This is a genomic window from Aquimarina megaterium XH134, from assembly GCF_000520975.1.
GTDB classification, from domain to species: domain Bacteria; phylum Bacteroidota; class Bacteroidia; order Flavobacteriales; family Flavobacteriaceae; genus Aquimarina; species Aquimarina megaterium.
In genome coordinates, this window is sequence record NZ_JACB01000003.1 from 107,202 (window position 1) to 119,907 (window position 12,706).

Sequence of the window (12,706 nt, forward strand, 5' to 3'; positions counted from 1 at the left end):
AATTTTACTTGAGGCAATTATTTCGAATATGCTAAACGATACATATGACAATCCGATAACTCCCTTATAGGGTTTCTACTGGGGAAGTAGAACTAGAATTATTTTTATCGAATATACGGTAGAAATCATCATTGTAGTAATATACATGATGTATACCATTAGAATTATGTGTATGTGTTAAGAAATTTTTAGAATTGAAGAATAAACGATATCCCGAAAAGAATATATCTGAGGTTGACTTGTTATTTTGAAGCGTTATTGCTTTATGATAAGTATAGCTATGTCTATTTGTAGTAACAGGTATTATTTTTTTGAAGAAATTTCTATATAATTCTGTTTGACAGAACCATTTGCGAGTATCATTTTTTTCTCCCATAGTATAGTGGTTTTAAGAAGTATATACCAGATGGGATTTGTCTGGAAATTACGCAAAAAAAGTAGGTTTTTTTTATACGTATCATTAATTTTCGGATGATAATATACAAATAATCAATGTGTTATGCAAAACCTAATATTTTGAGTTTTATAGAGTTTTGATACTAAAAAGAACGATAAAAGAATTGAGACATATTTAAAAAGGCTGATTTTGATAGAAATCAGCCTTTTTTTCACGAAGAAGTATTTTATATTTGACTTAGCCCACCATCAATTTCTAAATCCACACCATTAATAAAAGATGCATCTTCTGAGGCTAGAAATAAAGCTGATTTTGCAACTTCTTCAGAAGTTCCGAAACGGCCTAATGGTACTTGTTGAGCAAAACCTTTACCCATTTCTTCTACAACATCTTCTGGTAATCCCATTTTACCGTAAAGAGGTGTTTCGATAGGTCCCGGCGCAATAGAATTAACACGAATACCTCTAGATTTCACCTCAGAGGTTAAAACACGTTGATAGGCTCGTAATGCTCCTTTGGTCGCAGAATAAACACCTAATCCATCAAACCCTTTTTGAGAAACAATAGAGTTTGTAAATAATATAGCCCCACCGTCATTGATATGAGGTAATGCTTCTTTGGTAGCTAATATTGGCCCTTTTACATTGGTATTAAATAAAGTATCGTAATGCTCTTCTGTTATTTCGTGTGTAGGAGCTACTGGTGCAATTCCGGCATTTAGAAATAACACATCAATTTTTCCATATTTAGTGGTTGCTTCCTCAATTAATCTTTTGTTATCTTCTGCTTTTGCTACATCTGCTTTTACGGTAATAAAATCGCCTTCAAGTGCTTCTGCAGCTTCGTCTAGTGCTTCTTGACGCCTTCCCGAAAGTACCACTTTGGCTCCTTCCTGTAAATATAGCTTTGCTGTTGCCAATCCTATTCCGCTATTGGCCCCTGTAATAACTGCAACTTTGTTTTGTAACTTTTTCATTGTATTATTTTTGTATTTATAAATAGTTTATTTGAAACAATCGTTTCAAAATAGGTTAAAAAAAATTAGTATAGTACTTTGAGTACAGTACGAGTGAGATTCCTTAAATCATTTTCATTTTTATTTAGTATTCCTGTCATTCTAAGTCCTTGTATAGACGAAAAGAGGTATAATGCATATTGGCCAGCTGTCTGATTTTGGTTAAATATCTTTTCCATTTGCCCTTTGGTCACAATATCTTCGAGCATTGCAATCATTCTATCTTGATTTTTTTCCATAAAGGATTTAATCAAAGGCTCCTGGTTTGTCATTTCTGATTTACAATTAATAACCAAACAACCTTTACGATCATTATCATTAATAATTTCGTGAATATATAAATCAAAAATAGCTTCAATGGCTTCGGTTGCATTATAAGATTGTGCTAACTTTTGGCTAAAACTGTTTCCGTATATAGATTGATAATGCGAAAGAACTTCGAGAAACATATTTAATTTACTTCCAAAAGAGTTGTAAATACTAGATCGATTTAAATCAGTAGCATCTACCAAATCTTGCATAGAAGTACCATTATATCCCTTTTTATGAAATACTTCGGTAGCTTTTTGCAAAACTGTGTTTCTATTAAATGTTTCTACTTTTGGCATACTTATAGTGAAATGATCGTTTCAAAAATAATTAAAATTAGCAATGTGTATTGTTATAAAAATCATAAAGTTTATAAAATGAGTTTCATCATCATATCTGTTTGAAGATCTGTTCCTAACATAAATCGGTGAGTATCAAAGATTTTAAAACCATTTCTTTTATAAAACTTGATAGCCCCGGGATTTTTCTCCCAGACACCTAACCAGATAAACTCTATAGATTTTTCTTTTGCTATTTGTAAGATTTTTTGAAATAGCAATTGCCCAATTTTTTTGCCCTGATGCTCCTTTACGACATATATTCGTTCTATTTCTAGAGTGTTACCTTCTACGGGTTCTGTTTGAGCATTACTAAAATTTATTTTAATATACCCAGCTATATCATTATTTATTGTCGCAAAGTAAAACTTAGAGTTTGGATTTTGAAGTTCTTGTGTAATGTTATCCAAGGTGAATTTTTCATTAAGGTACCCATTGATATTTTCTTCTGTATTATGAGGAGGACCAAAGGCATCATAAAATGTCTGACGTCCGATATCCAATAACTTACGGTTATCTTCTGGTTGCACTGGTTTGATTAGAACTTCTGGTAATTCCATTTTGATACTGAATTAATTGGATACTAATTTTTTAAAAACCTAGATAAGATCATCACTACATTTACAGCTATCAAGTTCTGGGAACTTAGAAAATAAAGATTATGATTGCAGCAATTAATTAATAAGTATAAAAGATCAAAGCGAATGTATCTTAACTAGATAATTCGTTTGATTACTCTTAATTTATGTGTGTGTGTACGTTTCTCGGCATTATAAATCCCAGTATGATCGATACGATCTACACGTACTTTACCATGCGCATGAATGATATAGTTGTCCTTCATTATAATACCTACATGGGTAATTGCCCCTTCTTCATTATCAAAAAATGCAAGATCTCCAGGTTCACTTTCTTCTATAAAACTTAACGGATCTCCTTGAGTTGCTTGTTGAGATGCGTCTCGTAATAATTTATACCCATTAAGTTTATATACCATTTGAGAAAAGCCACTACAATCAATACCAAAATTTGTTTTTCCACCCCATAGGTACGGCGCATTAAGAAATAGAAAAGCGGTATTTATGATATTATCTTTAGGTTGTTTTTCTGTAATTCGAGCCCCTTCATAGTGATGTTTAAAAAAGTCTAATGCTTTCAGAGAAGATCCAAGAGGAATAAGCATTAGTTGGTTCTCATCACAGCTTACAAATTCGACCATATCTCCCACCATGCAAAGCGGTTTTTTATCGAAATTAGTATATTCTTCTTCGGTGATTTCTATATATTGTTTGTTATCAATCCAGCCTTCATAACGATCAAAAGCCAATCGAATTTTACTCCATTTTTTACGTTTTTCTAACACTTTAAAATGTTCACCGTATAATATTTGGGAAACCATTTCACTAGGGTCTTGAGGTTCAAAACGTAACGGGACAATACTTAAATTACAAATACCGTATTGCATGAATTTTTTATAGGAAAAAGACGAATAAACGTCAGATTATTATATGATTAGATTGAAATTCAGAAAATCGAAGTTAAGGGGAATAGCTTTCGGCCCTTAACTTCGGTTTTCTAATGTACAACTATACTCTTTCGATTACCATAGCCGATGCACCACCACCACCATTACAGATAGCTGCAGCACCGATTTTGGCGTCGTTTTGTTCTAATACGTTGATTAAGGTAATTAATATTCGTACACCTGAACATCCTAGTGGATGTCCTAAAGAAACAGCACCCCCATTTACATTGGTATTGGTGTCATTAAGTCCCAGAATTTTTTGATTTGCTAGCCCAACAACAGAGAAAGCTTCATTAAATTCAAAGAAATCTACATCATCAAGAGAGATTCCTGCTTTTTCTATTGCTTTTGGTAATGCTTTTGCTGGCGCAGTAGTAAACCATTTCGGCTCTTGTGCAGCATCTGCATAACTTTTTATTCTTACAAGAGGCTCTAATCCAAGTTCTTGAGCTTTTTCGGCACTCATAACAACAACAGCCCCTGCACCATCATTAATTGTAGAAGCATTTGCAGCAGTAACTGTTCCTTCTTTAGAAAAAGCAGGACGTAAAGCAGGTATTTTTTCCATTTTTACGTTTTTATACTCTTCGTCTTCTGTAATCATAATAGGCTCTCCACGACGTTGTGGTACTGCTACAGGTACTACTTCATTATTGAATTTACCATCTGCCCAAGCTTTTGCAGAACGTTCATAAGATTGAATAGCAAAAGCATCCTGATCTTCTCTGCTAAAATTATGTTCTGTAGCACAAAGATCTGCACAAACTCCCATTGCATTATGATCATAAGCATCTACTAATCCATCTTTTTGCATACCATCATCCATAGTCTGAGGTCCAAATTTATGCCCTGCTCTTAATCGCACATAATGAGGTATTAAACTCATATTTTCCATCCCTCCAGCAACTACAATATCTGCATCACCCAAAGCAATAGTTTGTGCAGCATGCATAACAGCTTTCATACCACTCGAGCATACTTTATTTACGGTTGTACAAGGAACAGTGTCGTTGATACCTGCTCCTAATGCAGCTTGCCTGGCAGGAGCTTGTCCATTTCCAGCCTGAACTGCATTACCCATATATACCTCTTGAACTAGTGAAGGATCCAGATTTATTTTATCTAATGCACCTTTGATTGCAGTAGCTCCCAATTGGGTAGCCGGAACAGTAGATAAGCTTCCCATAAAACTTCCTATTGGTGTACGTGCTGCAGATACGATTACTACTTCTTTACTCATTATTTATGTTTTAAAAATGTGTGTATTGTTTTTTGCGAATTTAGTGATTTTTAAAGGATATGCATAGTGAAGTTACTAACAAGAGTTATAATGAGGTGCTGACTTATTTTTTATTACTTTTGAGTAATTTATATAATACTACTTGTAGGGTACATAAATAAAGTTTTAGTTATTGGATTTTATGAATTATGAACTAAAATGTTTGATAGAGAAACAATGCTGAAAAGACATTACAAGTAATATTGAATTTTTAATCAGTGAATTGGGATTGATTAAAAAAAAATAGGATCATGAAAAGTTTTTTGAACAAATTATATAAAAGACAATCCTCTATATATAGGATTTTTCTTTTTATATGCACTACAGCACTCATTGTATATTTATTTCCTAAAGGGGGGATATTTAAATATGAATTTACAAAAGGTAAACCTTGGCAATATGAGAATTTATACGCTCCTTTTGATTTTGCTATTGCAAAAACTGAAGCAGAAATAGAGGAAGAGAAAAAACGAATTAATGATAATGTAATTCCCTATTTTGAGTATGATACTATAATTGCTAATTCTGCTAAAGAATCTTATGATACTACATTTTCTAATTATTTAAAAGTACTTGATCAAAGTAGCAGTAGAGACCAAGCAAAGCTTTTTGGTAGAATATTGTTAAATGATATATATAGACATGGAGTGCTGCAAGAAAAATACTCTTATGGCAGTGATAGACAAATTTTTTTAAATAAAGGAAATACTGCAGAAGCAATAACATATGGCCAAATTCTAACCTCTGATGCCCTAACTAAAACTATTAATTCTCGTATTGATAAAAGTGAATATACAAAGTTTAAAAGCGATTACGTCGCACTGTTTTATGATTTGATAAAGCCAAATGTAAGATTAAACAAAAGGCTAACAGAGAGCACTTTAGAAATTGAACTAGAGAAAGTTCTTACTACAAGAGGAGGAGTGTCCAGGGGGAGCAGAATTATAGCCAAAGGAGAGGTAGTAGAAGGAGATAAATTACAAATATTAAATTCGTTAAAAGCAGAATATGAATCCCAGGTATGGAGTGATAAAAACTTCTACTGGATTGTATTAGGATATTGCTTATTGGTTTCATTAGCACTTATGATGCTACTATTGTTTATTAAAAAATATAGAACAGATATATATGAAAACAATACTCAGGTAACTTTTATTTTTTTCAATGTTCTTTTTCTGGTATTGATAACCACTTTGGTGGTTAAATATCGATCAGAATATATCTATGTTGTTCCTTTGTGTATTCTTCCTCTGGTTCTTAAAGCATTTTTTGATTCGAGATTGGGGTTGTTTACTCATGTTATTACAGTACTTATACTGGGGTTTGTTGTTCCTAATAGTTATGAGTATACCTTTTTGCAGATTATTGCAGGAATTGTAACGATATTAACAATTTCAGAATCTTTTAAGAGAGCTAATTTGTTTATTTCTGTGGGCCAGATCACACTAATTTATATCCTGGCATATATTGCATTTCATATTATTCATGAAGGAAGTATAAGTAATATCGACTGGGTAACGGTTGGGTTGTTTGTGATAAGTGGATTTGCAACTCTTATAGTGCATCCTTTAATCTATGCTTATGAAAAGGTTTTTGGATTAATTTCTGATGTTTCATTATTAGAACTTAGTGATACAAATTCGGTTTTACTTAAAGAATTGTCTAATAAAGCTCCAGGAACATTTCACCATTCACTTAATGTGGCTAATATTGCAGAGGCTGCCGCTAATGAAATAGGAGCTAATGCTATGTTGGTAAGAGTAGGAGCATTATATCATGATATTGGTAAGATGGCAAACCCTACATATTTTACCGAAAATCAATCTGCCTCGGGTAATGCACATGATGTGTTATCCCCGAAAGAGAGTGCAAAAATTATCATTAACCATGTGATACGAGGCATAGAGATTGCTAAAAAAAATAACTTACCTGATCGTGTTATCGATTTCATTAGAACTCACCACGGTACTAGTACCGTTTATTATTTTTATAGTAAAGAAAAAGAAACTAATGAAAATGTGAATATTGAGGATTTTAGGTATCCCGGTCCGAAACCATTTTCTAAAGAAACTGCTATTTTAATGATGAGTGATAGTGTAGAAGCTGCTTCAAAAAGCCTTAAAAATCCTACAAGTAGTTTGATCGATTCTTTTGTAGAAAAAATTGTTAGTAAACAAATGGAAGATGATCAGTTTCTGAACGCCAATATTACTTTTAAAGAAATCCAACAGATTAAAAAAGTCTTTAAACGTAAACTAACTAATATTTACCACCTTAGGATAGAGTATCCAGAGTAATGGTTGAGTAAATAGTTAGAATTTAATTGTTTTCATTTATGGCATAACGTTTGATAAAATTGTTTGAGAAATAATAAAGACAATTTCTATCAGCATGAAAAAATATTATATTCCTTTCGTATTTTTAATATTAATAGTAATGTTTCCGGTTTCTGCTCAAATTAGGATTGTAGGAAAAGTATCTGTAAATATAAATCATCCTATCCCAGAAGTTGTGATTGTAAAAGGAAGATCAAAACGCCCTATGCCAAGGCAAAGACGTAAACCTCCTGTAATTGTGTCAACTTGTAATCCATGTAACCATAGTTTTGGAGCAATAAATAATCAAAATGGTCCAAGCGGAAGATATGTATATCAAGTGACTAATGCTTCTTTATTACCTTCCGAAAATGAGGGAGAACGTATAATATATAACTTAGATACAGGCGAGGTACTTGAGATAATTATTGTTACCGCTCATTCTAATGATTATAATTATCATTATAATAAGCCTGATTGTAATTGTGTGCAACATAATAATACTATTTTAGCAATACTCCTCAATGGAAAGGAGATTCCTTTACGAGATGGAAGTTTATCTTTACAACCAAGGAGTAATGGGAAATTCCATAGTGTTATTAATTTGCATAGTATTTACCATGGTGATTTTAATGGCACAATAAACTTTTAGCGTAAATACTTTCGATCCATCCAAAAAGTTCCGAAAGGGATAATAGAGCAAACTAAGACAATCATAAGTGTTTTGTTGTTCCATTGTTTTTCTGGTTTCACAAGAAATGCAAATACAATATAAATTAGAAAAAGAAACCCGTGAGCCATTCCTATTATTTTATTAGGCTCTGGAGATTCGAAAATATATTTTAAAGGCATGGTTACAAAGAGAATAAGTAGGTATGAAATACCCTCAAGATAGCTGATTATTCTAAAGCTTGAAATCATAAAATTATTGGTGTTACGTTATTTTTCAGGAGTATAATTTAGTTCGAATACCTCTAGATTAAAATAGGGTATTGCAGATAGTAAATGATCAAAAATGTCTGCCATTATCTGTTCATAGTTTTTCCAAACTTTGTTATTACTAAAGGCATATATTTCTAAAGGTGTTCCTTGTGCAGAAGGTGGTAATTGACGACTCATAATTGTCATTTCCTTATTGATAAACGGGTGGTTTTCTAGGTATAACTCTACATACATTCTAAAAACGCCCATGTTGGTCAGGTTTCTTCCGTTCATCAACACGCTTTTATCAATCTTAGATTCATGATTGTAAGAGTCTATTTTTTGTTGAGTTGTAGTAAGATACCCTTCAATAAGTTCAATTTTTTTTAATTTATTGAGATCATCTTCAGATAAAAATGAAATACTCGATGTTTTGATTAACAATGCTCTTTTAATTCTTCTTCCACCAGAATTCATCATACCTCGCCAGTTTTTAAATGATTGCGATGTAAGATAATACGTTGGGATTGTCGTGATCGTTTTATCAAAATTCTGAACTTTTACCGAAGATAGGTTAATCTCGATCACATCTCCATCTGCTCCATATTTTTGCATAGTGATCCAATCCCCAATTCTCACGGTATCATTTACTGCTACTTGTATACTTGCAACAAACCCCAGGATAGTATCTTTAAAAATTAGAAGGATAACGGCAGACATAGCTCCAAGTGCTGTTAAAAATGTCCATATTGATTTGCCCGTCATTGATGAGAATACCAGAATAGCCCCTATAAACCATACAAATATCATAAACACCTGTACATAACTGTCAATAGGTTTATCTTTAAAGGAGTCTAAAGATTTTAAAAAATCTCTAAACGTTCTAAGGATACTTCTTAAAATCCATATCGTTAAAACAATAACCATAATATTGAATAGGGTTTCCAGATATTTTTCTGCTGTAGGAAAAGCAATAAACAGCATGGGAACAATCCATATGGTTAGCGATAATGGTACTATATGTGCCAGGTAATCAAAGGTTTTATTTTTTACCAAATGATCATCGAAGGTATTTTTAGATTTTGAAGCATAGCTTTTAAAGATCGTTACAATAACTTTTTTCATTACAAAATCTAATACAAAAAGAACAACTACCAGGATACATATCCCAATAAGAAGGTTTAAGTATTCTGCTGTATGTTCTGAAATACCTTTTGAAACTAAAAGGTTGTAAAAGTAACGAGTTAAATCTTTCATGAATATCTATTACTAAAATTCATGCAAAAATAGGATTCTAGCTTTTGATACAATACATAAAGTGAAAGATTTAACTTTTTTAAAAGATATAGAGCAAATAAGAGGGGCAGAAAAGTTTATTTTTTTGACATGTAAAGCAGAGCCGAAAGACAATCATCTTTTACTCTAGGTATATTTCGACTCTGCTTTATATGACAGAATGGATGTTTTTTAGCTGTTATTTAAACAATCCATTCTAATTTAATTAACTATAATTTATAGTTTAGTGATACATTAAACATAGTACCTAATTGACTAAAATGAAAACCATTATATGTCATTTGAGAATACCTTTGATTAAAAGTGATTAAATTAGAACGGGTTTTTAATTCTGCCGGATCATTAAGAAGTGCATCACCAGCAGCGTTAAGAGATTTAAATTCCCATTCTGGTAAAACGTTTAATAGATTGTTAACGTTTACAGACACAGTAAATTTATCTGTTGCATTAAAATCAATACCTAAATCCGTAACAATTTTTGGGATAAACTCAGTTTTTAAATTAGGACCTAAACCTTGTTGTCTAAATTCTGTTTTTCCGAAATATGTATTATTTAGGTTAAACCCAAATTTACCGATATTGTAATTGGTTCCCAAAATCCATTTGGTCTTAGGCCTAGAGGTAAAGAATAGAGCTTCCTGAGTTAGGTTAACGACAGATTGTCCTGCATTCGCAACAATTTCCGGATTCTTAACATCTCCATCTCTTTCGTTTTCTATTGTATAATTACCAGATAAACTAAACCCAAGAGAACCACCGGCAAGATCTATATTTTTATAATTTGCAACGACATCTATCCCAGAAGTTCTGGTGTCTAATGCATTAACAAAAAAGCTTAGATCATTTAGGTTATTATTATTTAGTAATTGATCAAGGTTTGTATTACCAATACTATTACCAACGGCATCGGTGGCAGTTTTTCCAATTTCGGTACTAAGTACAATTCTATCTTCAACCTGAATATTGTAATAATCAATTGTGAAGTTTATATTGTTGTTGATTTTAGCTCCAATACCTACAGTTATATTTGTAGATTCTTCTGCATCTAATTGTGGAATATCTAATAATTTTGCTTGAGGAGAAACATTATTTATTAGTCCGCCAACTTGAATTCCTGCTCCCGGAACAAAACTATATTGCGCTTTTTGAGTATAAATTTGATGAAGTGTTGGTGCTCTAAATCCTGTAGAGATAGAGGCTCTTAACGTTAATTTATCTTCTAAAAATTTGTAGCGTGAACTCAATTTCCACACAAAAGCGTCACCAAAATCACTATAATCTTCTAATCTAACTGTACCGTTAACCAGAAAATCTTCGGTAATATCATACGCTATATCCAAATATCCTCCAAAATTATAACGGTTAAAAGTTCCTGAATTTTCGGGACTATTCCCGGCAAATGAATCGGCACCACCGCCATCATACGAGGCAAGATCTCCTTCAATAATTTCAAAGGTTTCTGTTCTAAATTCTGCTCCAAAAGCAATACTGATTTTATCGGTAAGTAATTTTGCGATATCAATATTTCCTACGCTATGTCTGAATCCAGTTCCTCCGGGATCAAATGATATAGGACTATTTTCTCTATACAATTCAGAACCTTGTGTGAGTTCACCAGGATCTACAGTACCATTGTCATTAGAGTCAATCCATGTAGATGGAGAATATACCGTATTACGATTGTGCGAGTTATTTACTTTATAGGTTTGTGTGTTACCCCCAGTAGTATAACTTAGATCATAATTCCAGCCATTTCTTTTAGTTTTAAAACCAATGGTTGCATTATAATCATTAAGATCTCCTTCAAAAGTAGGTACATACCCTATATATTGACCATTTGGCCCATCAGGGAAAAAATCTGCCAGATACGGAAAGTCTGTCAATGTTCTCCAATATGGAGTCCTATAATTAGCAAAACTATTTACTTTTTTATACACATAAGCGGCATTCATATAGATCTGTGTATTTTTACTGATATCATATCCACCGTTTACCAAAAATTTTGCTGCAGATGTTTCTGGCGACCCGTTAATATTTCCGGCATCTGGTTTAAGAGCCAAAAATTGATCAACATCTGCTCTTCCTTGTGTATTGGCAGCATTGATTTCTGCAAGCCTGGTAGTATGATTAGGAGTGCCTACATAGTTATCAATAAATTCTTGCTGAGCTTGCTCTGCCGTAAGACCTGTTAGTGTAGCTCCCCCGTCTAAAGCTTGTCCTCCAGCATCTAAATAGCTGCTATAGCTATCTGGATTTGTGAATACAAAATCATCAAATTCCCCTTGTGCATCTACAGTTCCTGGTCTGTTGGCCAAGCTTACCTTAGAGAAATCTACAGTATAGTTAAAAAAACCTTTATCTTCTCCTATAGAACTACCATTATTTAAACTAATACCAATCGTTTCTCCGTCTCCTTCAGATGTAATTCCTGATCTAATGGTCACCGAACCTTCTTCGGGATTGTCTTTTAGAATAATATTCATCACACCTGCGATAGCATCAGAACCATATTGTGCAGATGCACCATCTCTTAATATTTCTACTCGTTTTATAGCATCTGTTGGTATTGCAGAAATATCTGAGCCGGTTTCCCCTCTTCCCGGAGAGGTTTGAGTATATAATAAAGCACTTAAGTTTTTACGTTTTCCGTTAATAAGAATTAAGGTCCTACTCGGTCCCATATTTCTAATCTCGTAAGGATCTAATAATGAAGTAGCATCATTTACTGGTGTTTGAACGGTATTAAATGATGGTATTTTATATTGTAACGCTTTATCGAATGTAATTTGACCAGTAGAAGTTAGTTCTTTTGCTGGTAATACATCAACAGGAAGCGAAGAAGTAGTATTACTTCTTGGTAGGGCTCTGGATCCTACTAAGATAATCTCTTCTAGTTCTGCTCCACTATTTAGTGAGATATTGATGATCGTTTGAGAATTTACAGATACTTCTTTAGAATTAAAGCCTACATAGCTGAAAACCAGAATGCTTTCTGGATTAACTTCGATGCTGTATTTACCATCAAAATCGGTTGTAGAACCATTACTGGTTCCTTTTTCAATAATATTTACTCCAGGTAAAGGAGAACCATCTGCATCCGAGACGACTCCAGTTACTGTCTGTTGCGAAAAGCACAGACTTGTGGATAGTACGATTAAAATAAATGCGAGTTTTTTCATGTAATAATTTGTGTTTAAATGAATGTTGGTTTAAAATGATTGTCGGCTAAATATATTTAAAAATGATAGTATTTAACATAAAGTATTATGAATTTTTCAAAATATATGTGAAAAAATCATAAAAAAATGTGT

The 12,706-nt window shown here is 32.8% G+C and carries 11 protein-coding genes; 2 read left to right on the forward strand and 9 right to left on the reverse strand.

All coding sequences use genetic code 11. The annotated features are described in order from the left end of the window. Window positions 1–64: 64 nt before the first annotated feature. The 6 genes from Z053_RS27825 to Z053_RS0103335 all read right to left on the reverse strand — a co-directional run bounded on the left by Z053_RS27825 (window position 65) and on the right by Z053_RS0103335 (window position 4,824). Window positions 65–376, reverse strand: coding sequence for a hypothetical protein (locus Z053_RS27825; RefSeq protein ID WP_035094892.1), 312 nt, complete (start codon window positions 374–376; stop codon window positions 65–67). Window positions 377–623: 247 nt separating this feature from the next. Further along, on the reverse strand, window positions 624–1,373 hold the full coding sequence (locus tag Z053_RS0103315) for an SDR family NAD(P)-dependent oxidoreductase (protein WP_025663613.1): 750 nt from the start codon (window positions 1,371–1,373) through the stop codon (window positions 624–626). Between the two features lie 65 nt (window positions 1,374–1,438). Next, window positions 1,439–2,020 (reverse strand): TetR/AcrR family transcriptional regulator, encoded by a 582-nt coding sequence (locus Z053_RS0103320; protein ID WP_025663614.1) that lies wholly within the window; start codon window positions 2,018–2,020, stop codon window positions 1,439–1,441. A 71-nt stretch (window positions 2,021–2,091) separates the two neighbouring features. After that, on the reverse strand, window positions 2,092–2,619 hold the full coding sequence (locus tag Z053_RS0103325) for a GNAT family N-acetyltransferase (RefSeq protein WP_025663615.1): 528 nt from the start codon (window positions 2,617–2,619) through the stop codon (window positions 2,092–2,094). 155 nt (window positions 2,620–2,774) lie between these two features. Next, the gene (locus Z053_RS0103330; RefSeq protein ID WP_025663616.1) at window positions 2,775–3,524 is read right to left on the reverse strand and encodes a C40 family peptidase; all 750 of its coding nucleotides are present in this window, start codon (window positions 3,522–3,524) and stop codon (window positions 2,775–2,777) included. Between the two features lie 121 nt (window positions 3,525–3,645). Beyond that, window positions 3,646–4,824, reverse strand: a complete 1,179-nt coding sequence (locus tag Z053_RS0103335; RefSeq protein ID WP_025663617.1) for an acetyl-CoA C-acyltransferase — start codon at window positions 4,822–4,824, stop codon at window positions 3,646–3,648. A gap of 290 nt (window positions 4,825–5,114) precedes the next feature. On the opposite strand from Z053_RS0103335, the gene Z053_RS0103340 reads away from it, so the two are divergent. Next, window positions 5,115–7,160: an HD family phosphohydrolase gene (locus Z053_RS0103340; protein WP_025663618.1), complete on the forward strand. Its 2,046-nt coding sequence runs from the start codon at window positions 5,115–5,117 to the stop codon at window positions 7,158–7,160. A gap of 94 nt (window positions 7,161–7,254) precedes the next feature. Further along, on the forward strand, window positions 7,255–7,830 hold the full coding sequence (locus Z053_RS0103345; RefSeq protein WP_025663619.1) for a hypothetical protein: 576 nt from the start codon (window positions 7,255–7,257) through the stop codon (window positions 7,828–7,830). Here Z053_RS0103345 and Z053_RS0103350 read toward each other — a convergent pair. The 3 genes from Z053_RS0103350 to Z053_RS0103360 form a co-directional block, all read right to left on the reverse strand. Continuing rightward, window positions 7,827–8,099: a DUF3817 domain-containing protein gene (locus Z053_RS0103350; protein ID WP_025663620.1), complete on the reverse strand. Its 273-nt coding sequence runs from the start codon at window positions 8,097–8,099 to the stop codon at window positions 7,827–7,829. The genes Z053_RS0103345 and Z053_RS0103350 overlap by 4 nt on opposite strands. A gap of 18 nt (window positions 8,100–8,117) precedes the next feature. Further along, a complete protein-coding gene (locus tag Z053_RS0103355; protein WP_035094896.1) occupies window positions 8,118–9,356 on the reverse strand; it encodes a mechanosensitive ion channel family protein in 1,239 nt (412 codons plus the stop codon). Window positions 9,357–9,604: 248 nt separating this feature from the next. After that, window positions 9,605–12,574 (reverse strand): TonB-dependent receptor, encoded by a 2,970-nt coding sequence (locus Z053_RS0103360; RefSeq protein ID WP_025663622.1) that lies wholly within the window; start codon window positions 12,572–12,574, stop codon window positions 9,605–9,607. Window positions 12,575–12,706 lie beyond the last annotated feature (132 nt).